Annotated in this window: 18 protein-coding genes and 5 pseudogenes; 5 read left to right on the top strand and 18 right to left on the bottom strand. The window is 60.7% G+C overall.

Annotated elements, in window-relative coordinates; genetic code table 11:
• Positions 1–42: 42 nt before the first annotated feature.
• The 3 genes from OKW44_RS11155 to OKW44_RS11165 form a co-directional block, all read right to left on the bottom strand.
• Entirely contained in the window at positions 43–681 is a 639-nt protein-coding gene (locus tag OKW44_RS11155; RefSeq protein WP_239499244.1) for a phenol hydroxylase subunit, read from the bottom strand.
• Between the two features lie 14 nt (positions 682–695).
• Positions 696–2,411, bottom strand: coding sequence for a sigma-54-dependent Fis family transcriptional regulator (locus OKW44_RS11160; protein WP_018424326.1), 1,716 nt, complete (start codon positions 2,409–2,411; stop codon positions 696–698).
• Between the two features lie 346 nt (positions 2,412–2,757).
• Positions 2,758–3,234, bottom strand: coding sequence for a lecithin retinol acyltransferase family protein (locus tag OKW44_RS11165; protein WP_035471793.1), 477 nt, complete (start codon positions 3,232–3,234; stop codon positions 2,758–2,760).
• Between the two features lie 1,486 nt (positions 3,235–4,720).
• Between OKW44_RS11165 and OKW44_RS11170 the strand changes: the two are divergent.
• Positions 4,721–5,788: pseudogene (locus tag OKW44_RS11170) on the top strand (IS256 family transposase); the annotation flags it as partial.
• 300 nt (positions 5,789–6,088) lie between these two features.
• Here OKW44_RS11170 and OKW44_RS11175 read toward each other — a convergent pair.
• The 4 genes and pseudogenes from OKW44_RS11175 to OKW44_RS11190 form a co-directional block, all read right to left on the bottom strand.
• Positions 6,089–6,265 (bottom strand): annotated as a pseudogene (locus tag OKW44_RS11175) (sigma factor); the annotation flags it as partial.
• A gap of 28 nt (positions 6,266–6,293) precedes the next feature.
• Positions 6,294–6,437, bottom strand: a complete 144-nt coding sequence (locus OKW44_RS11180) for a hypothetical protein (protein WP_204357177.1) — start codon at positions 6,435–6,437, stop codon at positions 6,294–6,296.
• A gap of 773 nt (positions 6,438–7,210) precedes the next feature.
• Positions 7,211–7,537, bottom strand: a complete 327-nt coding sequence (locus OKW44_RS11185) for a hypothetical protein (protein ID WP_018424319.1) — start codon at positions 7,535–7,537, stop codon at positions 7,211–7,213.
• 258 nt (positions 7,538–7,795) lie between these two features.
• Positions 7,796–8,449 (bottom strand): CGNR zinc finger domain-containing protein, encoded by a 654-nt coding sequence (locus OKW44_RS11190; RefSeq protein ID WP_018424318.1) that lies wholly within the window; start codon positions 8,447–8,449, stop codon positions 7,796–7,798.
• Between the two features lie 396 nt (positions 8,450–8,845).
• On the opposite strand from OKW44_RS11190, the gene OKW44_RS11195 reads away from it, so the two are divergent.
• From OKW44_RS11195 to OKW44_RS11205, 3 genes are all read left to right on the top strand, one after another.
• Positions 8,846–9,784, top strand: coding sequence for an ATP-grasp fold amidoligase family protein (locus OKW44_RS11195; protein WP_018424317.1), 939 nt, complete (start codon positions 8,846–8,848; stop codon positions 9,782–9,784).
• A 58-nt stretch (positions 9,785–9,842) separates the two neighbouring features.
• Entirely contained in the window at positions 9,843–10,844 is a 1,002-nt protein-coding gene (locus OKW44_RS11200) for a glycosyltransferase family 2 protein (protein ID WP_018424316.1), read from the top strand.
• Between the two features lie 74 nt (positions 10,845–10,918).
• Positions 10,919–11,566: a hypothetical protein gene (locus tag OKW44_RS11205; RefSeq protein ID WP_162634093.1), complete on the top strand. Its 648-nt coding sequence runs from the start codon at positions 10,919–10,921 to the stop codon at positions 11,564–11,566.
• Here OKW44_RS11205 and OKW44_RS11210 read toward each other — a convergent pair.
• The 8 genes and pseudogenes from OKW44_RS11210 to OKW44_RS11245 all read right to left on the bottom strand — a co-directional run bounded on the left by OKW44_RS11210 (position 11,556) and on the right by OKW44_RS11245 (position 19,666).
• The gene (locus tag OKW44_RS11210; RefSeq protein ID WP_018424314.1) at positions 11,556–11,834 is read right to left on the bottom strand and encodes a hypothetical protein; all 279 of its coding nucleotides are present in this window, start codon (positions 11,832–11,834) and stop codon (positions 11,556–11,558) included. The two genes, OKW44_RS11205 and OKW44_RS11210, sit on opposite strands and share 11 nt — an antisense overlap.
• Before the next feature lie 187 nt (positions 11,835–12,021).
• A pseudogene (locus OKW44_RS11215) lies at positions 12,022–12,942 on the bottom strand (IS3 family transposase); the annotation flags it as partial.
• 15 nt (positions 12,943–12,957) lie between these two features.
• A complete protein-coding gene (locus OKW44_RS11220; RefSeq protein ID WP_429410159.1) occupies positions 12,958–14,316 on the bottom strand; it encodes an IS110 family RNA-guided transposase in 1,359 nt (452 codons plus the stop codon).
• 252 nt (positions 14,317–14,568) lie between these two features.
• On the bottom strand, positions 14,569–15,927 hold the full coding sequence (locus tag OKW44_RS11225; protein ID WP_280783790.1) for an IS110 family RNA-guided transposase: 1,359 nt from the start codon (positions 15,925–15,927) through the stop codon (positions 14,569–14,571).
• Between the two features lie 232 nt (positions 15,928–16,159).
• Positions 16,160–16,420, bottom strand: a pseudogene (locus OKW44_RS11230) (transposase); the annotation flags it as partial.
• A gap of 68 nt (positions 16,421–16,488) precedes the next feature.
• Positions 16,489–16,767: pseudogene (locus tag OKW44_RS11235) on the bottom strand (IS6 family transposase); the annotation flags it as partial.
• Between the two features lie 256 nt (positions 16,768–17,023).
• Positions 17,024–18,409, bottom strand: a complete 1,386-nt coding sequence (locus tag OKW44_RS11240) for an MFS transporter (protein ID WP_018424310.1) — start codon at positions 18,407–18,409, stop codon at positions 17,024–17,026.
• Positions 18,410–18,499: 90 nt separating this feature from the next.
• On the bottom strand, positions 18,500–19,666 hold the full coding sequence (locus OKW44_RS11245; RefSeq protein WP_018424309.1) for a M24 family metallopeptidase: 1,167 nt from the start codon (positions 19,664–19,666) through the stop codon (positions 18,500–18,502).
• 175 nt (positions 19,667–19,841) lie between these two features.
• On the opposite strand from OKW44_RS11245, the gene OKW44_RS11250 reads away from it, so the two are divergent.
• Entirely contained in the window at positions 19,842–20,837 is a 996-nt protein-coding gene (locus tag OKW44_RS11250; RefSeq protein ID WP_018424308.1) for a LysR substrate-binding domain-containing protein, read from the top strand.
• 15 nt (positions 20,838–20,852) lie between these two features.
• Here OKW44_RS11250 and iolB read toward each other — a convergent pair whose 3' ends face one another.
• From iolB to uxuA, 3 genes are read right to left on the bottom strand one after another with little or no spacing between them, the layout of a single operon-like run.
• On the bottom strand, positions 20,853–21,683 hold the full coding sequence (gene iolB, locus OKW44_RS11255; protein ID WP_018424307.1) for a 5-deoxy-glucuronate isomerase: 831 nt from the start codon (positions 21,681–21,683) through the stop codon (positions 20,853–20,855).
• Between the two features lie 25 nt (positions 21,684–21,708).
• A complete protein-coding gene (locus tag OKW44_RS11260) occupies positions 21,709–23,232 on the bottom strand; it encodes a mannitol dehydrogenase family protein (protein WP_018424306.1) in 1,524 nt (507 codons plus the stop codon).
• Positions 23,219–24,271 carry a mannonate dehydratase gene (uxuA, locus tag OKW44_RS11265; protein ID WP_018424305.1) on the bottom strand — a complete coding sequence of 351 codons (1,053 nt, stop codon included), beginning with the start codon at positions 24,269–24,271 and terminating at the stop codon, positions 23,219–23,221. The genes OKW44_RS11260 and uxuA overlap by 14 nt, the downstream gene beginning before the upstream one ends.
• Between the last annotated feature and the right edge of the window lie 56 nt (positions 24,272–24,327).

Consider the following 24,327-nt stretch of genomic DNA (forward strand, 5'->3'; position numbering starts at 1 on the left):
TGTTTGTCCACTACTCTTCTGAATGAGCTGTTTCGCCTCGCGCTAGCCCTCGTATCGCCAGCGTTCGCGCGTAAGGCCGATCTGTTCGTCGGTTTGCGTAATCGTGCGAACCGAGTTCACCTGGCAGAAGCGATCGAACATCGTCTGGTTCATGATCAGTTCGACAGCTAGATCGGGGTCACCGACCGAGAAATCGAATTCGACATAACCATCTTCGCGTTGCGCAGTTATCCGAATGAATCGTCGAGTCCTGTCGAACAGCGGTCTCGGATCTTGCATCGTTGCCTCCTCGTTTTTCTTGTCTATTGCACGACCTGTGCCATGTGCGGTTTGTACAAAAAAACGAGGGTTTGCCCGAAGAAAAACCGCAAATCTCGCGAAAGGGCGGTGCGAGGCGATGATCAAATCATCAAGCGATGGCGGCCTGTTTGATGATTTGATGAAGAGCACGCCGACACGCCGTGTCGACGGCGATTTCTTGCATGCGATGAGACTGCGGCAGCGCGCCTGTGCGTCGTCTGGAGTGGCGAAACAGGCGTGGCAATGCGGTACATGGGTCACGCGTGGCACCAGCCGCGCCGATGCTCTGCCAAGACGTTTGATCAATTGATCAAACGTCTCGCGAGCCACGCATCGCACAGCAGAAAAAAAAGCCGCCCAAAGGGCGGCCCGAATCGTCAAGCGGAGCAGCGTGATTATTTGTCCGCGGGCGGAGCGGTCTTCTCGCGATTGCGCCAGCGATAAGCAAGCTGCGGCCGCGTGATGCCGAGCATTCTCGCCGCCTGGCTCAGATTGCCGCCCGCACGTTCGACCGCGGCTTCGATGAGCATGTTCTCGACGCGGTCGAGCGGCACGCCTTCGCGCATCATGTGATCGAACAACGCGTCGGCGACGTCCGCGTTTTCGCGCAGCGGATGGCCACGCTCGTCGAGTGATGCGGCGCTGTCGTCCCCGGACTCCGGCAGGGCCGTGAACAGATCGCGCTCCGTGATCTGACCGCCTGGTCGCGCGAGGATCACGCCGCGCTCTACCGCGTTTTCGAGTTCACGCACGTTGCCGGGCCACGCGTGGGCGCGCAGTGTCGCTATCGCGCGATCGGTGAGCCCCAGCACGCGCTTGCTGTGCCGCACGCTGTACTTCGCGATGAATCGCTCGACAAGACGCGGGATATCGTCGGCCCGCTCGCGCAGCGGCGGGATCGTGACCGGATAGACATTGAGACGGTACAGCAGATCCTTGCGAAACGCGCCGCGCCGCACCGCTTCCGTCAACTCGACGTTGGTCGCGGCGACAACCCGCACGTCGACCTTGCGCACGCGGTCGTCGCCGACGCGCTCGAACTCGCCTTCCTGGAGCACGCGCAGCAGCTTGGCCTGCGCCGACGCCGAGAGCTCGCCCACTTCGTCGAGGAAGAGCGTGCCGGTATCCGCCCGCTCGAAACGGCCGATCCGCGTCTGATGCGCGCCGGTAAACGCGCCTCGCTCAACGCCGAAAAGCTCGGCCTCGAGCAACTCCTCAGGCATGGCGGCACAGTTGATGGCGACAAAGGGCTTGTCGCGCCTCCGGCTCACGCCGTGCAACGCGCGCGCGAAGCGCTCCTTGCCGACACCCGTTTCGCCGAGCAACAGCACGGTCACGTCGCTCGACGCCGCGCGCTGCGCGAGCCCCCACGCCGCGAGAAAACCCGTGGACGCGCCGACCAGTTCTTCCGGCTGCGCCACTTCCTGCTGCAGCGAGCGCAGGTTTTCCACTTCGCTCTGCAATTGCAACAGCGTTTCGATGACCGGATCGGGCGTGTACAGCTTCAGCATCTCGTCGCCGTCGAGCCACTCTTCGACCGGCTTGCCGACGATGCGGCAATGCGGATCGCCACAGCCCGAACACAGCGTCTCCTTGTAGAGGATGGTGCGGCCCATCAACGCCGACGTATAACCACTCGCGTAACCGACCTGCATCCAGCAGACCGGGTCATTGCTCAGCCCGAAAATTTTCTGATGCACTTCGGCTTCGAACGAGTCTTCCCACAGGTGGTCGCCGTAGTACTTGCCGTTGGCGATATCGATGTCCACTTCGATCGGCGTCACTCGCACGTTGCCTTCGAGCACGTGCAGGCACGGCCCGAGTTCGAGCAGGCCGAAATCGCTCGCGGTGGGGCGTAAAGTGCGGGCGAGTTCTGCGTCGCGCGTGCCGGATTGAAAGCCCATTCGCGTGAACAGGCCCCGCGTGCGCTCCAGGCCGAGCGTGTCGACGAGTTCCTTGCGCAGCGCGCCCAGCGTGGCTGTGTGAAGGAGAATCATGCGATTCTCGCCGAGCCAGATGTGCCCCTCCTGTCTGACAAATTTCAGGCGGCGCGAAAGGTTCTCGATCCCCTCCCGCATGCTCGCCGAAAACCGCGCGGTGCTGTCTGTCACAGCGCCTCCTTTTATGTGTATGAGGTGTCTCCGTCTCTATTCTAGGCAAAGTCCATGCCGGGAGGTCGGCTCATCGTCACGGCCCAGGGCCGCGATTATGAGGGGCTGATCTGCCGTCGGCTTTGGGGGTTGGCTGTTTGGGCGCCACCGCTTGCGCGGGCGAATCGTCATGACGAGGTCAGTACTTACCCCAGCGACCGATTGATCAAATCATCAAAACGATCCGGAATGGACTGTCCATTTGGTGAAGCGTCTTATGCCTGCTAGCGCTCGCAACTGCGCCAGCGAAATCGCCACGCATGCGCGTGCTTGTTCATTTGGTGTAAACGCACAGCGGATGGCTTCGTCAGCACGCGAGCCTATCTGTGGAGACATGAATTGGTTTTGCGCGCACGAATTGCGTGAGCATGTTGACCAGCGCGTGCAGGCAGCGCTGCGGCAAGGCGACCAGGGCATCGATCTGATCGCTTCGGCTTTCGCCGCACAGACACCACGCGCAGAAATGCTCGCAGTTGTTCGTGGTCACCCGGTAGCAGTCTTCGCCGAGACGCGAGTACGCACGCCGGACCACTTCCTCACGCGAGTACCTTCTGCCGGGCGTCCGCTCGACGCGGATCTCGTGGCCGTCGGCAAACTCACTCAAGGAAGTCTCCTGCACCGGGGCGCGACGCAGCGAACAGGACCATCCGGCGTAATGCAACACCTTGCCATCGCCGACGTAGATGCCGTGATGCGTGTAGCCGACGCGGTGCGTGACAAGATGCCCCCCTATGACCAAGGAGGCATTTCCATGCTGGCCTATTTCGTTTGCTGATTCCGACATGTCGATCACCGCGTTCTGCTGGGTCCTGCGGTGACCTAGGCATAGGACGTGCCGATACTCTAGGCGAGCGGTGCCGCACCGCGCCCGGCGGACGTGCCGACGATAAATGCAAACTGGGTCAGCCTGCGAATGCTGCGGCCGCGCTTCACCAATTGATAACGGCGCACGCGCAGCCTTTAAATGAAATGTCGCAAACCGCCGCTGGTGACGCAAACAGCACTTCATCAAATCCGATACCGCAAACCGCCCGCTTGACCATTTGATCAATCCTGCATCAGGGTAAATCCGGCCTCTGTCGATGTGCTGCCAGACGTCGAGTCATCTTCAGGTTTATTCAACGCCTGCCCGCACGCGCTATCCCGCGTTTCCACGCCCGCAGACGTGGGCAGGCATCGAACAAACCTCAAGAGATGTTAGCCTTGAGCATCCGGCAGGTTGCGGAGGCGAACCAGCCGTTCGAGTGACCGCACTTGTGTCGGGGCGAGCGGCAGAAATTGGCCGAACCCGGAAGTTCGGCGGCCATCGCATCGTTCGACACCTTTCGCCAGATTTACGTCGCCCTTCGGCGTTGCCCTATTTCCTGACTCCACGGATATGCGCATCATCTTCCCAGTCCAACGCTCAGTGGGCGAACACGTTGCTGGCTACTGGCTAGTCGGAGCAGCCGACAATCGCTGGAAGTTCACCCAGCCTACGACGGGGTCGCCTGGCTCATGCAAGGTGACGCACCCTCGCTGCTGATCCAGCGTCGCCGGTTCGCAATACGGGCCAGAATAAGTGATCCGTGCCCACGGCGTCTGTGCACCTGACGCTTCAGTAACGTTGCGAATCGATGTCGCATCGACGCTGACCTGCCCATGCTTCGGGATTACGACCAATGCTGAACAGGTCGTCCCTGGGCAACTCCGGAGATTGATATCGAAGTCGCCGATCTGCATAACATCGGCGATCGCTTGGGACCTTGCGAATTGCTGCGATGCTTGCTGTGGGGGAGCCGTCTCAATACCGGGCGGCGCTGACTCAACGGCAGTCTGAGCCGCTTGGGCGGGTGCTTGCGCTCCGTTGCTCCCAGTAGCGCGAACCGGCGAAATCGAAGCATTGTTAAGCTCGAGGTACTGGCCGTTGGTCAGATTGGCAGACTTTGTACCATGGAAGTTGTCATTCCAGACGATTTCACCATTTCCCGCGGGGCCGGTATTGACGAAGACGTAGGCTGCCCCCGCGCTTTCTATGACGTAGTTTCCTGCGGGAAGGTCCGCCCCGACCTTGTACATACCTGAGAAATTGTAAGCATCTTGCTTCGTGAGTGATCGAAACACTTCCGACGCGCTTTTGTACCCTAACTTATTCAAAGCGACAGGCGAAAGCAGATACCCGTCTGTCTTGATATCGCCGATACCGTGTACGAAAACGTACCCAAAGGACGGGAAGATTTGGTTATCTATGATGTGTCCGTTGATTTCTTCCCCGAAATAACCCTCACTCCTCCCAACGTACGCGTACTCGCCTTTTGGAATTGTTCCCTTGGCCGAAGGTTCGCGATCGCTCAGGATCAGGCGTGAAGTTCAATTCGTCGATTGTGCCGCCGTATGTGAGGAAGTCGCCGCGCGTGAGTGCCGCGCTGCCATGCCTTTATCTGAAAGGCATCTCCACGGGCGACATGAGCGAAGCGCTGAGCGTGTTGCTCGGTGACGACGCCAAAGGCCTGTCGGCCAATGTGGTGAGCCGTCTGAAGGCGCAGTGGGCCGACGAGCATGCGAGTTGGAGCCGACGCGATCTGTCGAAATCGCGCTACGTATATTGGTGGGTCGACGGCATTCACACGGGCCTGCGCAGCGAGAACTCGGACGGTCAATGTCTGCTGGTGATCATCGGCGTGAGGCCGGATGGACGCAAGGAGCGTGTGGCGATCGGTGACGGGTATCGCGAGTCGAAGGCGTCATGGCAGGAGTTGCTGCTCGACCTGAAATCGAGAGGCCTGCAGGCTGGGCCGCTGCTTACCGTCGGCGATGGCGCGATGGGCTTCTGGGCCGCACTGGAGGAAGTGTTTCCTGCAACGCGCGGCCAGCGCTGCTGGTTCCACAAGATGGGCAACGTCCTGAACGTGCTGCCGAAGTCGCAGCAAGGCAGGGCTAAAGCAGATCTGCAGGCGATCTGGATGGCCGCCACGCGCGCCGACGCGTATGCCGCGTTTGATCGTTTCGTGACGGTCTACGCGGCGAAATATCCGAAGGCAACGGAAACGTTGAAGAAGGACCGGGAAAGCCTGCTGGCGTTTTACGACTTCCCGGCCGAGCACTGGCAGCATTTGCGGACCACGAATGCGATTGAGTCGACGTTCGCGACGGTGCGACACCGTACGACGCGCACGCGCAACTGTGTGTCGCGACCAACCTTCCTTGGTCTGGCATTCAAGCTGATCGAGGAAGCCGAGAAAACCTGGCGCCGCGTCAACGGGCCCGAAAAGATCAAGCTGTTGCTGGAAGGCATTGCCTTCAGGGATGGCGAACCGGTGAAAGACGACCAACCGGTTCAGCAGAAACTCGCCGCCTGAAGTCCCTGCTCATCAAGTTGCCTATACACCAGTCTTGACGCTAGCTCTTTGACTGGCTGCTTTAGGTAATGCCGTCAGTCCGCTGTGGGTCGGCTCATGCCTTTTGCATTGCTCGCACGCCCGAGACGATCGTCGCGCTCGTTCGTCGGGCGCTGGTCGGCCACCTGCGGTCGTTCGCCCTTGCGCTTAGATGGTCATTCAACCGGCTGCTCTACTCAAGAAGCGGCCCGAAAGCCAGATTCGTCCCAGAAGAAGATGTCGGCATTTTCCTCACGAGCCTGTCAGACAATGTGTCGCAGGGATCGTCAGCAGCCACGCACGCAGATTGCAGTCGGGCCAAAAGCCTTTCCAACGCGCGAGCGCCCGCTCGGCCGTATCGTGAACCAGATGGTCAGCCCAGACTGAGTCGCCCGTCAGCGCACGCGCATAGCGCCGCGGCTGCGGGAGCCGCGATATCACTTCCGCTTCGAAGTTCACGCGGCGCTGACGGCCGCGCGAGCGCGCATCAATAGCCGCTGCTGCTGCTGGTGCCGCTGCTGCTGCCCGACGAGCTCGTGTCGCCCGTGGACTGGCACGCGGCCAACGACAACGATGCGACTCCTAGCGCGATGATCACGAATACGGCCGATAGCAGTCTTGGTACTTTCATGTAGAACTCTCCTGCACGGCCAACGCGACTGAGTTGTCGCGCGGCCACGCATTGAGCCGGCGAGTCGCGGATCGCTCGCGGCAAGTGCCGCGACGCCGGTGAACGTTTACAAAAAGGACAGACAAACCCCTGCAAAACGGGGACGCAACCGCTGTGCGCGGCCGACGATTCCGTTTCGCGGCTTCGCGGTCTTGCACGCGACGCCTAATCTACAAACGCCCACGGCGCGGCATTATTCCACCGCATTGATTATTTGTGACACGTATTGCCTCGGGACGATGCACGCTCGACGCGGCACGGATTTTGCGCAAACTCCGCGACCGTTGGCTGGCATAGCCCCGCATCGCTAGAACGGTGTTCGCGCGTTGCCGACGATACCTTTTTCGTGAAGCGCGGCGGATGTCCGAAGCCCCAGGAAGCGGCCGATGGTATCGCAGTATCGCAACCCCATGACCGGCTAATGCGGGTCGCCATGACCGGCTAATGCGGGTCGTTCAGCGCCCTTCGACGGCGATAGTGTGGAAGCTGAGACTGCGGCACGGCCATTGGAGCACCGGACGTTCATTCCTTGTGGCGCCACCGGAGGGCATCAGGCTTCGAAAGCCTACACGCAAGTAAGGCATTCCGCTCGCACCAGCCAAACGTCGCGATCGGCATCGTGTTCGACGCGGGGAAGAACTGCGTGAAATATTGGCGGCGGGGCCGATCAGCGTGAATGTCCCCGCCGCAGGTCGCTCACGCACGCGGCGACCGCTCACATGACGTGAATGAGATTAATGTAGCTGTTTCTTTAGATCGCTCAGTTCGGCGTGAACCGAACTGACTGCTTTCTTGATCCTGGCATTGACATTCGCAGCGCGTTCGCACGCTTTTTCTGCGCTGTCGCCGATCCGCTCAAGATCGTCCACCCATTGGCGCATGCGATCCTGATCGTTCGAAGCCATCACTTTCTTTGCCGACGCGGATTGTTGATCTAGCTCATCAACGCACTCGATGAGGTCCTTGGGGAGTGTGGAGTCGGCATGACAGGTTTGCGAAGCCTGTTCGATGGATTGCTGTAGATGCGTGAAACGCTTCTGGATTTCGCTGGCTTGCATCATGGTGACACTCCTTTGTGAAAGCGTGTCCGAAACTCTAAAACGAGGCTGGCGCGATTGCGGTTTACCACCCTGGCGCCTATGTTGCCACCCCCGTGCGCTTGGGCCGGCCGTCATCGTGCAGCGTCGGTGCTCCGGAGCCGATCGCAGGGTGGCATGACTTTGAGTATAGGCGTTGCCACTGCTCGCGCAGGCACGGCGCCGAACGTCCGCTCCAGCCGGCAGATTCAACCGGTCGATGCAATAGTTCGATGGAACCGTTCAACCTGTCGCTCTGACTGCACGATAGTGGCGTTGCGCTTTGACGCGGTTCCCGCACGTGGCCATTGAGCACCATCGGCGAGATTTGCTTCGCGAGAGATCGAGGAACAACCACGAGCATGCGCCGCATTCTCGGACATTTGATAGCATCGGCTGCATAAACAGTTCGCTCGCAGCTACTGCGAGCCGATCCTTTATGAGCGCGCTACCGGCCTTCTCCGGCAGCACCGTCCAGTGGGCTGGCTCTCTTCCGGCAACGCACAGGTTCGCGTGGTTCAGCGCCTCGCGAATGTGATTTTCCAGCAGCATACGATCGGGCTCCGAACACGACGCGCCGGTTGCGATCGCAGAGAACACCGCGTGTACAGCCTCCCGCAGTTCGGTCAATTCTTTCAGGACGTCGGATTCGCTGAGCCCGGCGTGCAACCGCGCCTTCTCGACTAGGCGGCTCTCGGAAGGGCTGAGGAGCCCGTTCGCGCCAGCCCAGTTGAGAGCTGTACGCCAATCGACCCAACGATCGGCGTCACGCTCTTTACCAGCGCCGCCGCATGTGTTCACAAAGTTCAGGACCAAATGCCCACCTAGGCCCAGGTCCGCCTGTCGCCCTAACTTCTTCGGCGAGTTGATGGATTTTCCAAAGTTGGGGTATTCCACGCCCAACTACGAATGTCAACGACCTAGCCAGCGATGGCGAATGACCGGTCATGGGCCGCACTGCGTCCCCGGGCCGCAGACGATCGGCCGCCTTGCATGCTCGCCGCATGTAAAGGATATATGCAGTTTCTTATGAAGAGCGACGTAGGGCTCAGCCAGCAGCCTATGGGCAAGTGTGGTGTTTTCCCTAATGCAGTTTCCATCTCTGGCCGTTGAGAAGGCTCAGACCCTTTTCATCCCGAAAGTGCCCTGCAAAAGCGGTCGTTTTCGCGAAAATGGGCCAAAGTACCTTCCTTTAGCGACGCCGTCAATCACGACGGACTCTGTGCGCTAACCTCCGCAGTGACGTACCTGGAGGCTGGCCTGGCCTCACATACGGCAAGACTATCTGACGGGATGGGAACCATGACGACGACCAACCCAACTCTGCGCAAGCTGAAAGACGCGGCCAAGTCGATGCTGCCTGCGCCATTGTTCTTGAGCCTGTTGCATCACAAGTACATTGGCCGTTATCCGAACCTGCTTCGTCCGACAACATTCAACGAGAAAATTCTGCAGAAAAGCCTGCGGCCGGATCCGTGGCTCACCGAGTTGACCGACAAGCTTACGGTCAGGGACTATGTTGCGAGAAAGCTTGGCGAGAGCCATCTTATACCGTTGCTTGCCGCCCCCGAGACCTTCACGAAAGAGGTATTCGATGCGTTGCCGGACTCGTTCGTGATGAAGGCGAATCACGGCAGCACTTATGTCAAGGTGGTCAGAAACAAATCGGCAACCTCATTCGAGGAATTGCGGGATCTCGCGAACCATTGGTTGTCCCTCGACTTCTACAAGATGGGTCGGGAAAAGCACTATCGCCCCATCAAGCCGCGTATCTTCTTCGAGCAACTGCTGCTCGATGAGAGCGACAACGTTCCCCCCGACTATAAGCTGCAGTGCTTTGGTGCCAAATCAGGCCGGCTGGTCATCTACATTCTCGTCATCTCGGACCGATTCGGCGCTGATACGCGCGGCGATCTGTACGACGTCAACTGGAACCATCTGGACGTAGTCATTGGCGAGTACAAACCCAGTGAAAACCCGCCGCCTCGCCCGGACAATCTCGACGCGATCGTGGACGCTGGGATCAAGCTCTCGGCGGACTTCGACTATGTCCGCGTGGACCTGTATTCGCCCAATAACCAGGTTTATTTTGGTGAACTTACTTTCACGCCGGGTGCGGGCGTTCTGCCATTCATGCCGGACAGGATCGACTACGAGTGGGGCAGCCTGATACCAGACGCTTACCTGTCGATAAGGCCTTCCTTGCGAGCAACTTCGCCCGGGGCACGGTAGTTTCCTGCCGATGTTTTTCGCAACTCTCCATTAGCGGTAACGACAGTGGTGAAGCGCCATGCAAAAAATCACAATCGTGATCTGCAATTACAACCACGGTCGCTTTCTGGCCGACGCAATTGACTCATCTCTTTCTCAGGACTACCCGGAAACGCGTGTTCTGGTGATCGACGACGGATCGACGGACGGCTCACGCGAAATCGCAGAATGTTATGCCGGCCGCATCCAGGCGCTCTATAGGGAGAACGGCGGCCAGGTCTCCGCATATAACGATGCAGTCAATATGATCGACACGGAATTCGTGATCCTGCTCGATTCCGACGATCTACTGTACAAGGGTGCGGTGTCCGAGGTCATGCAAGCATTCGAGGCCGGCGACTCCGTCAAGGTTCAGTTCCGTCTCGACGTTGTGGATTCAGCCGGGAAGCCCACGGGTACATACGTACCTCACTCCGCCGCGCCAGTCGACTGCGGTAGCCTGCTGCGCCGGGGTTGGCTCTATCCGTCGCCGCCAGCGTCAGGCAACGCCTACCGGACCAGCGCATTAAAGAAAATCTTTCCCGTGCCGGAAGCAAGCAGTAATCGCTACGGCGCAGACTTCTACGCGATCTACGGGGTCGCATTGTTGGGAGCAATCGCGACGATCCCGAAATCGTTAGGCGCATACCGCGTGCATCGGACCAAAAACACAGGAATTGATTTCGCCAATTCGGACAGCACCGACAAGGCGCCCAGGGCGTTGACCAAGCGTTGGTCGATCCTTCGGCAGATGGCGCGCTCGCGGCTCGGCATAGAGCTTCCGCCATCGTTTCACGACTTCTCACTCGAGAAAGCGTATTTTTGCTCTGCTGTTTATCAGGCTTCGTTCGCGAAGCGCTGGGGATGGGTTAGCCGGCAGTCGCATGGTTATTTGCGCTCGATAGTCGCCAATCCGTTCTGGAGCTATAAGAAGAAGATAGGCACGCTCGCGCTGTCCAGTCTTTGCCTGTTGCCTTGCTCACCGCTTTCCGATTTCGCGGTTCGCTATATTTCGAACCCGCTCGCGAGACGTCGCCTTTAGTCAACTGAAGACGTGTGCCCTGTTCCAAGGCTGATCCGTTATTACATTGCGGAGGGCGCAGCAAAGCGCATATCATGGACATCACATTGCGACGCGCAGAACACAGCGACATTCCAGGCATTGTTGCGTTCTACGAACGGGAAAGCGATCCTAATATCCTTCGGCGCAGCGCGCGTGAAGTTGCCAATGCCGTCGACCTTGGCGCCATCTTTCTGTTTTTGGAGCGTAATCAGATCGTGGCCGCTTCAGGCGCGTTCGCAATACATTTCAGGGAAGAACTGTACTTCGAATATGGCGGCACGATCGTGACACGCCCGTTCAGAGGCTTCGATCTTCAGGATATATTCACTTCGGCACGTTTTTGCTTCGGTTTCCTCTTCCACCCGGAATCGCTTCCAGATCGTGTTTATACGTTCATCAAGCCAGACAATGCCCCATCAAATGAAAATATTAAAGGGAGAGGTTTTTCACTGCGAGAGACAGCGCCCACTCCATACATGAGACCATGTGGAACCTGTAAATCGCGCGCGTCACTTCCGCCTGGCAGAAGATGCTGCTACAACATCTATGGAATCGATATGGAAGCGATCAGGCGTAATGTCCGATACTTTCTCGAGACCTCCGCGGAGCGCACGTCGTCAAAGGGCATGCGGCTTGAAATAACCTCGACCCTGTTTCGAGACGCGCGCCAGCGCGCTATCCTCCATAGCGTCATTGCTTGAGTGCTCCCGTGCGTGGCGTCCACACATCCGCACTCACGGCCCGAACTGTTGCCAACGCAAGCAGGGGCGGGGTGTCGCCGGGGAACATGATCCACGGTCCGTTCGGGCTGAAGTCATAGGTTGGACCGAAGCTCGCCGGCATCGCCATCTGCGCAGTGGTCAGGCCGGTCTCGTAAGAGAATTGCTCAACGAGATATTCGCAGTTCAGGGTAACGGCGGCGTTGTTTGTGTAATAGATAAAATTTAATTGGGAGGGCGCCAGCTGCATACACCGCCTGCGCTGTCAGAGAAATAGTGAGAACCGCGGCGACACGCGCGGTGTATGCGGTATCGAGCGGGAAGCTTCTGCGATGATGGGTGCGTCAAAGGTTCAGAGCAACTTACCATCGGAGGCAGAAAAACCAACTGGACCTAAGGCAATGCTGATCAAGTCCACCGAGTTGGTACTGTAGTGGTCAAGTTATTTCGGACAGGCCGATAGGTTCTTTCACTGTCGGTTTCGCCTCGTAGGCAGCGGGCGACAGATAGCCCAAAGTCGAATGCAGGCGTACGGTATTGTAGAAACCGACGATGTACTGACTGATGTCTCGCCGTGCCTCGTCGTGGTTGGCGTAAAGACGCTGCCACACGCGCTCCATCTTCAGGTTCAGGAAGAACCGTTCCATCACCGAGTTGTCCCAACAATTTCCCTTTCGGCTCATGCTACAAACGACGTGATGCTGCTTCAGCAAGGCTTGGTACTGGTCACTCGCATATTGACTGCCCCTGTCCGAATGCAGGACCAGGCCCGGCGCTGGCCGGCGTTGCTGCAACGCCATTGTCAGTGCCGACATGACCAGTCCGGCCGGCATGGTGGGCGACATGGCCCAGCCGACGACCTTGCGTGAGTACAGGTCGAGCACGACCGCCAGATAGAGCCAGCCCTGCGCCGTGCGGATATACGTGATGTCTGAAACCCACGCTCGATTCGGCTCGGCCACGTCAAACTGCCGGTCGAGCACGTTCTCCGCAACAGGTAGCGTATGCCTGCTGTCGGTCGTCGAGACGAACTTGCGCTTCCAGCTCGTGCGCAGGCCCGCTTCGCGCATCAATGCACGCACCCGATAGCGACCAATATGCAGCCCTTGCTGCCGCAGCGCATGCATCACACGCCGGCTGCCATAGCTCGCGCCGCTGGCGGCGAATGCTGCCTTGACGTGGGTCCGCTCCTGCTGACTCTTTGCACTCGGCTTTGCGCGCCGGTGTGCATAGTAGCCAGAGCGGCTCACCTGCAAAACCCGGCAGGCGTGACTGACCGATACGGCCTCCTGTTGCAAGTGACTTACCACGCGGTAAGTCACTTCAGTTCCCGGGCAAAGAAGGCCGACGCTTTCCTGAGAAACTCCCCTGAGTCAGGTCGCTTTGGCCTGAAGGACATAGCCCAGGGACTCGGCCCGGCGCGTCAGGTTGTTCAGGACCCGCTGCCGGTAACGTTCCTCATAATAGGCTGCGCCTGGATCGACATATTCCATGCCGTAGCGCAGTGTGTTGTAGAAGAGCGCCGCGATCTTGCGTGCGGTGGCAGTGACGGCCTTCGCCTTGCCGATGCGGGCTGACAGCCGTCGGTAGAAGCCGCCCAGAGCGGTGTCGGTCCTGCCGACCGTGACGGCGGCGAGCCGCAACGCGGCAGCGGCCTTGCTGGAGGAGCGGCGCGTTTTCGAAGACAGGATCTTGCCGCCCGAGATCTTGTTGCCAGGTGCGAGGCACAGCCATGACGTGAAGTGCTTCACGCTCGGCCAGCGGGACATGTCGTTGCCGCATTCGGCAATGAGCTTGAGCGCCACGTAGGGTCCCAGGCCGTGAATCTGCGTCAGGTCGACACCGAGCATCCCGTACAGCGCAGCACGCACGTCGAATGAGAAGTCGTTTGACTGCTTGCCTCGATGTCGCGCTGCCGGCAGTGGCGCGGCGACGGGTTCGATGCCAGCCTGCAACTGCTTGAGCGCGATTTCGATCCGCTGATCGCATTGCGTCACCTGGGTCTGGTAGAAGTCGTACAGGGCCACGGCCTGGGTGAGCTCGAACACGTGCTCGGGCTGGTAATGACCGCCCAGCGCTTCACGGATTGTCTCGATGGAGGCTTTGCAGCGCATGTCGCGATGCTGTGCAAGGACATCGGTATCGCGCTCACCCGCGACGATCGCCCGGATGATCTTCATGCCGGTGACGCCTGTGATGTCCTGAACGACGTGATGCAACTGTACATTCATCTGCATCATTGCCTTCTGCATATGCTGGATATGGGACGCCCCATATTCCAGCAGGCGCTCCCGCTGCCGCAGATAGGATCGTAGCGTGGCCACGTCCTGTCGGGGGCGGAAGCTGGCGCGCAGCAGTCCGTACCGGTGCAGCTTCTGCAGCCACTGGGCATCGTTCACATCGCTCTTGCGGCCCGGTACGCTCTTTGCCTCCCGGGCGTTGACCAGCAACACCTCGAAACCATAAGACTCGAGGATTTCGAACACGGGAAGCCAGTAAATCCCGGTCGACTCCATCACGACAGTCGTGACCTTGACCTGCCTGAGCCACCTGGCAAGTTCGTGAAGATCGGCGGTGAAGCTGCGGAACGAACGCACTGGGTCCTCGGCGCATTCGGGTCCAACCGCGACCACGTGAAACTGTGCGCCGACATCGATGCCTGCGGCGTGCGGATTGACAACGGACATATCGGTGCGGCGAGCGACGGTTCGCCTCGGTTTGGGCTGTGCCATGTCTGGCCCTCCTGGTCATGGAAGTGCCAAAGGGCGGGACTGCGGTATCTATCACTTTCCTGAACGGGATCACCTCACGGTGTCACCAATGCCGGGTCCGCATCGGTCCCTGGACCATGTTTTTTAACGGGATGAGTCACCAGTAAGCGGACGGCCGCTCCCTTCAGCGTGGCCAGTGTAGGACTTGCCCGGAGTTTCTGCTCCTTGGGGAGGGCATGGCCCTTTGGATGTTTCCTGAGAAACTCCCCTGAGTCAGGTCGCTTTGGCCTGAAGGACATAGCCCAGGGACTCGGCCCGGCGCGTCAGGTTGTTCAGGACCCGCTGCCGGTAACGTTCCTCGTAATAGGCTGCGCCTGGATCGACATATTCCATGCCGTAGCGCAGTGTGTTGTAGAAGAGCGCCGCGATCTTGCGTGCGGTGGCAGTGACGGCCTTCGCCTTGCCGATGCGGGCTGACAGCCGTCGGTAGAAGCCGCCCAGAGCGGTGTCGGTCCTGCCGACCGTGACGGCGGCGAGCCGCAACGCGGCAGCGGCCTTGCTGGAGGAGCGGCGCGTTTTCGAAGACAGGATCTTGCCGCCCGAGATCTTGTTGCCAGGTGCGAGGCACAGCCATGACGTGAAGTGCTTCACGCTCGGCCAGCGGGACATGTCGTTGCCGCATTCGGCAATGAGCTTGAGCGCCACGTAGGGTCCCAGGCCGTGAATCTGCGTCAGGTCGACACCGAGCATCCCGTACAGCGCAGCACGCACGTCGAATGAGAAGTCGTTTGACTGCTTGCCTCGATGTCGCGCTGCCGGCAGTGGCGCGGCGACGGGTTCGATGCCAGCCTGCAACTGCTTGAGCGCGATTTCGATCCGCTGATCGCATTGCGTCACCTGGGTCTGGTAGAAGTCGTACAGGGCCACGGCCTGGGTGAGCTCGAACACGTGCTCGGGCTGGTAATGACCGCCCAGCGCTTCACGGATTGTCTCGATGGAGGCTTTGCAGCGCATGTCGCGATGCTGTGCAAGGACATCGGTATCGCGCTCACCCGCGACGATCGCCCGGATGATCTTCATGCCGGTGACGCCTGTGACGTCCTGAACGACGTGATGCAACTGTACATTCATCTGCATCATTGCCTTCTGCATATGCTGGATATGGGACGCCGCATATTCCAGCAGGCGCTCCCGCTGCCGCAGATAGGATCGTAGCGTGGCCACGTCCTGTCGGGGGCGGAAGCTGGCGCGCAGCAGTCCGTACCGGTGCAGCTTCTGCAGCCACTGGGCATCGTTCACATCGCTCTTGCGGCCCGGTACGCTCTTTGCCTCCCGGGCGTTGACCAGCAACACCTCGAAACCATAAGACTCGAGGATTTCGAACACGGGAAGCCAGTAAATCCCGGTCGACTCCATCACGACAGTCGTGACCTTGACCTGCCTGAGCCACCTGGCAAGTTCGTGAAGATCGGCGGTGAAGCTGCGGAACGAACGCACTGGGTCCTCGGCGCATTCGGGTCCAACCGCGACCACGTGAAACTGTGCGCCGACATCGATGCCTGCGGCGTGCGGATTGACAACGGACATATCGGTGCGGCGAGCGACGGTTCGCCTCGGTTTGGGCTGTGCCATGTCTGGCCCTCCTGGTCATGGAAGTGCCAAAGGGCGGGACTGCGGTATCTATCACTTTCCTGAACGGGATCACCTCACGGTGTCACCAATGCCGGGTCCGCATCGGTCCCTGGACCATGTTTTTTAACGGGATGAGTCACCAGTAAGCGGACGGCCGCTCCCTTCAGCGTGGCCAGTGTAGGACTTGCCCGGAGTTTCTGCTCCTTGGGGAGGGCATGGCCCTTTGGATGTTTTTTAGCAGCGCGTTGTCCTCTCGCAATTGCCGGTTCTCAGCTTCAAGTTGCCGGATGCGCTGCTGTTCCGCCGTCAGCGGTTTGCCCTCACCGGGGCCGCCGGCACGTTCCGCATCGTACTGCGCCACCCACCGCCGTACGGCTGTCTCAACAAGGTCCATCGACCGGCTGACTTCACCGACCGATAAACCCTGGTCTCGTATCATCCGTACCACTTCCAGCTTGAAGCTGGCGTCAAATTGTCGGCGCCTTCTTGTCATCTATTGTTTTTCCTCGTCGATTCAGGATTGTCCTCCTATCGACCTGTCCGAGGAAATTAGACCATCACACTTTCGCCCATCCGCCAGCTCTTGCCTACCGGCTGCTTGTGCTTGCGGAGCGTCTTCTCGAACAGCGGCACCAACTTGATCACCCAACGATGCACCGTGGAATGATCAACCTCAATACCGCGCTCGGCCATCATTTCTTCGAGATTACGCAAACTTAGTGAGTAGGCGACGTACCACCGCACGCATAGCAACAACACATCGAGCGGATAGTGAAGGCGCTTTAGCACTCGGGTGATGCCCGCAGCAAGCGTCTTTCGCGGTGTTTGGGTCTTCTTCATCGGCCAGCCAAAGCATATTTGTCAGGCTCGAATACTACCTCTCCCGTCTTAACGCGACAAAACCGTTTGATACGGTTAGCCCGCCAACCCTTTATCAGCGCGGGTTGCAGCTGATCCGCCCGGTCTCATTGCGGTCATCCGAGCCATCGTCGTACAGTTCGTATCCGTCAGCGCATCCCGTCTTGAACGCACGTACGCGCGGTGCGAACGTGTAGCCATCGTAACGACAGAGCAATGCGATGGAGAACACCAGCGCTCAGCGCGACAAAGGACGCGGCGAGTGCGCGCACGCATGCGCACCCAGCGCGGTGGTCGCTTCATCTTCCGGCTCCGCGGACAGATCCCGCTTGAAGGTCTCGGCGAGGAAAAACGCGCACACCAGGCTCAGCAACCCCGTCGCCGCGATATAGATCGAAATGGGCAGCGTCTGGCCATACGTGGCGAACAGATAAGTGGCGATCAATGGCGTCGGCCCTGACGTGATGATGCCGGCGATCTGATACGGCAGCGATGCACCCGTATAGCGCACCCGCGTACCGAACAGTTCCGCAAACCACGTCGATTGCACGCCGTACACGGACGCCTGGCTTAACGCGATACCGCAGACGTACGCCACCAGAATCAAGGTCGGATTGCGTGTCTCGAGCAACGGAAAGAACGCGAATCCGTAGATCGCCACGAACACCGCCCCGAACATGAAGACGGTCCGGCGTCCGATCAGATCCGACAGTTTGCCGAACAATGGCAGCGTGATTAGCGCGAAGGCGCAGCCGAGAATGATGGCGTTCAGCAGGAGTCCGCGCGGCAGGCCGAGCCGCGTCGTGCCATAGACCAGCACGAACACGTTGATCACGTTGAAGGTGATATCGACCGCGAAGCGCGTGCCGATCGTCAGCACGAGGTCTTTCGGATGCCGGCGCAGCAATTCGATCAGCGGCGCCTTGACGACCCGCTTGCTCGCCTTGATCTGTTCGAAGACCGGCGATTCCATGACGCGCAACCGGATAAACAGGCCGATCGCGATCAGTGCGACGCTCAGCAGGAACGGCAGGCGCCATCCCCAGGTATAGAACGCGTCCGACGGCAGACTCGACACGGCTTTGAACACCGCGGTCGAGAGCATTAGCCCGAGCGGCACGCCCAATTGCGGGAACGCGCCGAAGAAGCCACGCTTGCTGGCCGGCGCCGTTTCTACCACCATCAGCACCGCGCCGCCCCATTCGCCGCCGACGCCAAGTCCTTGCAGAAAGCGCATCGCCACCAGCAGGATCGGCGCCCAGACGCCGATCGAGCCGTAAGTCGGCAGCAGCCCGATCACGAAGGTGCCGACGCCCATGATCGTCAGTGTCGCGACGAGCGTCGCCTTGCGTCCGATGCGGTCGCCAAAGTGCCCGAAAAACACCGCGCCGAAGGGCCGTGCGAGATAGCCGACCGCAAAACTCCCGAACGCCGCAATGGTGCCGACCACCGGATCGAACGAGGGGAAGAACAGCTTGGCGAACACCAGCGCCGAAGCGGTGGCATAGAGAAAAAAGTCGTACCACTCGATGGCGGTCCCGACCACCGAAGCGACCAGCACGCGGTTGACGGCCGAACGGCTGATAACCGGCGCGTTGCCGGATGAAACGGGCGATGTGTTCATGTCTCCTCCCTTCTCTGGGAATCTATGTTTTCAAGCTGCCGCGTGTCGGCGGCGCGGGTCCGCCGGCACGTTACGATAAATTCGCTGTGCTCACCAGTGCAGTTCCATCGGGAACTGGTCGAGCGTTTCGACGCCGCCCGAGGTCAACCGCACGATACGTTCCGTGCGCAAACCGCCGACGTTCGGCACCGTGATGGTCGCCTTCAGGGTAAAGACCATGTTTTCCTGCAGCACGGTCCTGTTGCCCGGCCCGATCCACGGCGCTTCTTCTTCCGGGTCCATGCCGGTGCCGTGACCGGTGCCATGGCCGCGCGCTTCGCTCGAGTATTGCTCGTAGTTCGATTTCACCAGCGCCTGCTGGATCACCGCATTCAGTTCCATGGCCGCCATACCGGGACGCGCGGCGGCAAGCCCCGCTTCGACCGCGCGCGCCGCTGCCGCGACGATCGCCATCTTCTCGGGATTCGCCGGACCGTAGGTGAAACCGCGTCCGCCATCGGCCACGTAACCACGATAACGCGCACCGATGTCGGTCATGATCAGGTCGCCCGGTTGCAGGATGCGGTCGGTGGGGCGCGCCAGGTTATACGCCGAGCGCGGACCGGATTGCACCATCGAATCGAACGCGGTCCGGTCTGCTCCTCCCGCGAGCATCGCGCGGTCAGCAATTAGAGCGAGTTCACGCTCGGTGTAGGGACGGCGGTCGACGAGCGCATCGCGAATCGCGGCCATCGCCGAATCGGTCAAGGCGGCGGCTTTGCGCATCAGTGCGACTTCGGCGTCGCTCTTGATCGCCTTGATTTCGGCTAGCACCATCGTCGGTTCGAGCTTCAATTCGTTGAGACCGGCGTTCAGGCGCTTCAACAGATCCGCAGGGATATAGGCGGCGCCGGCGAGGCCGACCGTGCCGCTGCGATGCCGCGCCGAAAATGCCTGCACCTGTTGCGTGACTTCACGCAGGCTGCGCACTTCGAAGGCGGTCACGCTCGTCGCGTAGTCGAAGCATTGATCCGACACAAACAGCACGGGGTCGCCGTCCACGGGCAGCAGCAGGATCGCGTTGGCGATGTCCGATACGCCGTCGAGCGGACGGAATTCGGTAAAGTAGCCGATGTTCGCGCCACGCCAGCAATCGCCAAAGGCAAGCAGGCCGACCAGCCCCGCCTTGTCGAGTGCGCTGCGGACCTTGGCGACGCGGCCGAGGAACTCGTCGGTGGTGATGCCTTCCGGCGGGATGTCTGTGGTACGAGTGTTCATTACTTCTTCGTCTCCTGTGTGGCTGCAGGATGCAGCCCGCCTCGATGCCCCTGAAGGGAATTCGCCCCGCCTTGGAATGCAGGCCGTCCTCTCCATAGTAGAATCGATCGATATGCTTTTATAATGAAAAATAACTCAGAATCTATATCGAGAAGGAATACCTGGAGATAATATCGTGACCGCAGCCATTCATCCGGACACCGGCGCAGGGGCCATCGCGACGAGCCGCTTCGACCCCACGCGTCTGAAGACACGTCAATTGGCCCTGATCGTTCAGCTCGATACCCATCGCTCGGTATTGCGGGCGGCGAACGCCGCGCACATGACGCAGCCCGGGGCGACCAAGTTGCTGCGTGAACTGGAAGAGACGATGGGTGTGGAGCTGTTCGAACGGCATCCGCGCGGTGTCGAGCCCACCTGGTACGGCGAGGTGCTGATCCGCCATGCACGCAGCGTGCTGGCGGAGTTGCGGCACGCGTACGACGAAGTGTCAGCGCTCAAAGCCGGCCTGACCGGGCAGGCGATGATCGGCACCGAAGTCACGGCGGCCACCAACCTCGTGCCACAAGCGGTGGCGCTGCTCAAGAAGCGCTTCCCGCAGATTCGCGTCAACATCGAGATGGAGTTCAGCGAGGTGCTGGTGCAGCGTCTGCAGGAAGGCAAGCTGGATATGATCGTCGCGCGAATCCGCAATCCGGACGACCTTGCGGAGCTGCACTATGCGCCGCTCGCAGAAGCACAGCACGCGCTGTTTGCACGCGTTGGCCATCCGCTCGTCAAGCGCAAGGCTCTGAGCTGGGACGAACTGGCGCCGCAAACGTGGATCTTGCCGCCAAAAGGCAACGTCATGCGCAATCAGTTCACGCAACTGTTTCTCGAACGGAAGCTCGCGTTGCCGACGGATGTGGTCGAGAGCTCGTCGCTGCCTGTCATCACGAGTCTGCTGCAGATGAGCGATATGATCGCGCCGCTTGCGCGCGAGCCGGTGCGGCCTTATTGCATTGCCGGTGCGCTCGAACCGCTACCGTTCGAACTCGATCTGAAGCTCGGACCGGCGGGCATCGTCACACGGCGCGGCGACAGGCTCTCGCCGGGCGCGCGGGCGATGCTGCAAGCGCTGCGCGAGGCCGCCGGATTCGACACCCAAGGCCCCGACGCCGACAGCGATTGACTCACAGCAACTCGATCAGCGCGCGCCGTCCGCGGCAACGCTTGCGCCGGGTTGTAGTAGCCATTCATGAGCCGGCTCGTTATGCACGTGCCAGGTGCGGCGCGGACCGGCCATCACGTTCAGGTAGTACAGGTCGTAGCCGTGCGCGGCGGCAACCGGGTGATAGCCGCGCGGCACCAGCACGACATGCCTGTCGTAAGCCGCGAGCGTTTCGTCAAGACTGCGGTCGTCGGTATAGACGCGCTGAATCGCGAAGCCCTGCGGCGGCGAGACCCGGTGGTAATAGGTTTCCTCGAGATAGGTCTGCTGCTCGCCATCGTCGGTATCGTGTCGATGCGGCGGGTAACTCGACCAGTTGCCTGCGGGCGTCACCGATTCCACCACCAGCAAGCTTTCCGCCGGCTCGGTTTCCGGCAGGATGTGGCGCACGTGACGCAGATTGGCGCCGGTACCGCGGGTTTCCTGCCTGACCTCGTCAGGTGCAATGAAGCGCGGCGGCAGACCGCCCTTCGCGGGAGCGGAGCAGATGCCGAGTTCGACGTCGTCCGCGGCCACGATCGTGTAGCGCGTGTGCGGCGGCACGTACATGGACCACGGCGCGCCTTCGAACGGCGACATCCGTGCTCCGATCACGCGGCTCATGAGCCCCTCGCAACCGGCTGTTGCGTGCCCCTTGACAAGCACGACCACGGCTTCGCGATCGCCCGTCTCCCGCGTAAGCCTGGCGCCGGCGTTCAGGTCGAAAACATCGAAGCCGACGTATTTCCAGCCGGCGCTCGTCGGCGTGATATGGATGATCTGGCCGTCTTCGGCGTGCTTTGACGGTTTGACGAGCAGCTCGCTCATGTGTTCCTCCCGTTATTTAGGGCTGCTACTCGCCAGAACGCCGGCGGTCGCTGCGGCTGCGTGCATGGCCTGAAGCGGTACAGGCGTCCATGGCTTTGACGACGCCTTGTGCGCGAATCGCAGCCAGATGGCGTGCGACTTGCGCGATGAAACGCGGCTGTGCGCGCAGATCGCATCCGAAAATCGACTCGATTTCGAGCAGTGTTTGTACCGCATCAACTGCATCCGCGTGCAAGGTCGAGCGGACCGCCTCGGTCAGCGTGCCGGCGAGCGGATCCGCGATGGCGTAGGTGCGCCCTGTCTCGTCCTGACCGCTCAGGTACGCGATCCAGCCGGCCAACGCAAAGGCGAGACATTCGGTCGGCTTGCCACTTGTCAGATTGGCACGCACGCTTTCCAGCCAGCGCTGCGGCAGTTTCTGCGAGCCGTCGGTCGCGATCTGTTGCAACCGGTGATCGAGCGCGGCGTTGCGAAAGCGCGTGAACAGTTCAGCGCGATAGGTGGCCAAAGCAGGTCGCGATAACGTCGGCTCGACCTCGTCGCGCAACATGCTTTCGACAAAATTCGACACGGCCGGCGCCGCGATCGCCTGATCGACGGTGTCGTAGCCGATCAGCGACCCGAGGTACGCGAGCGCCGAATGCGCGCCGTTCAACATCCGCAATTTGGCCTGCTCATAGGGACGCGCGTCACCCACGAGCGTCGCGCCTGCGCGCTCCCACGCCGGCCGCGGCCCCGCGAAGCGGTCCTCGATCACCCATTGCGAAAACGGCTCGGTCATCACCGGCCACGCATCGTCGGCACCAAGTTGCTTCGCCACGCGCAGGCGATCGGCGTCGGTGGTGAGCGGCACGATCCGATCTACCATCGTGTTGGGAAACGCGCCCTCCCGCTCGATCCAGTCGGCCAGCACAGGATCCGCTTCGCGCGCGAACGCCAGCGTCAACGCGCGCATCGTGCCGCCGTTGGACGGCAGGTTGTCGCACGACAGCACGGTAAACGGGCCCAAACCGGCCGCGCGGCGCAGCGCCAGCGCGCGCACGACGAAGCCGATCGCGCTACGCGGCGCGGCGGCCTCGCGCAGATCATGAACAATCTCGGGATGATCGAACTGCAACGCGCCGCTGGCCGGATTGCGGCAATAGCCTTTCTCGGTGATCGTCAGGCTGACGATATGGCAGCGCGGATCGCTCATCGCATCGAGCACGGCGCCGGGCGACTGCGGCGCGACCAGCGAAGTGATCAGCGCACCGACCACCTGGAACGAATCCGCATCGCCGTTTCGCACATTCACGGTATACAGATGGTCCTGCGCAGTCAGCGCCTCCGACGTGTCCGCACGCCGCAACGAAACGCCGACGATGCCCCAGCGGTGATCGCCAGCGCGCAATGTGTGCTCGGTGTACACGGCCTGGTGCGCGCGATGAAACGCCCCGAGGCCCAGATGGACGATGCCCGGAGCAAGGCTCGTGCGATCGTAGGCGGGAACGACGACTTCGCCAGCGGCGCGCGGCGCGAGCGAAGCCACGACGGCATTACTCAGCTGCATGATAGGCCGGATGTTTGGCGAGGCCTTCCCAGATGCCGTTCAGGTAGACCGCACCCAGCGCGCGATCGAACAGCCCATAGCCGGCGCGGCCCGTTTCGCCCCAGATCATTCGCCCATGGTCCGGCCTTGCATAGCCTTCAAAGCCGGTTTCGAAATAGGCCTTGACGATTTCCGCCATGTCGAGCGAGCCGTCGGCCGAACGATGCGAGGTCTCATGAAAGTCGCCTGCGGCATTGGTTCGCACGTTACGCAGGTGCGCGAAATGAATCCGGCCACGCGCGCCGAACTCGCGCACCAGTGCCGGAATATCGTTCTGCTGGTCCGCGCCTAGCGAACCGGAACACAGTGTCAGGCCGTTGGCGGAATCGTCGACGATCGCCAGCACGCGCTGCAGGTCAGCGCGATTCTTCACGATGCGCGGCAGGCCGAAAATCGGCCGCGGCGGATCGTCGGGGTGGATCGCCATCTTGAGGCCGGCTTCTTTGGCCACCGGAATGATCGCGCGCAGGAAGTAGTCGAGATTGGCCCAGAGATCGGCTTCGTCTAGCGCTTCGTAGTCGCGCAGCAGGACTTTCAACTGTTCGGGCCGATAGCTCGCGTCCCAGCCGGGCAGCTGGATACCCTGGCTGACGTCGAGCTCGCGGATCGCTTGCGTGTCGAACGCGAGCGTCGTCGAGCCATCGGGCAGGTGCATTTCCAGCGAGGTGCGGGTCCAGTCGAAAACCGGCATGAAGTTGTAGCAGACCACCTTTACGCCGCAGGCGCCGAGGTTACGCAATGTCTCGCCATAGTTGGCGATGAGCCCGTCGCGCGTCGGTCGGCCCAGCTTGATGTCCTCGTGCACCGGCACGCTTTCGATCACTTCGAGTGTCAGCCCGTGAGCCTCTATCTTCTGCTTCAGCGACAGGATCCTGTCGATCGGCCACACCTCGCCCACAGGCACGTCATAGATCGCCGAGACGACCCCGACCATGCCGGGGATCTGGCGGATATAAGCGAGCGGCACAGGGTCTGCGTCGCCATACCAGCGGAAGGTCATTTTCACGATCGAGTCTCCTCCTCGTACGCTCGCCTCGCCTTCGACGCAGGCAGCGC

It is taken from the genome of Paraburkholderia lebeckiae (genome assembly GCF_050436325.1).
Lineage (GTDB): Bacteria > Pseudomonadota > Gammaproteobacteria > Burkholderiales > Burkholderiaceae > Paraburkholderia > Paraburkholderia tuberum.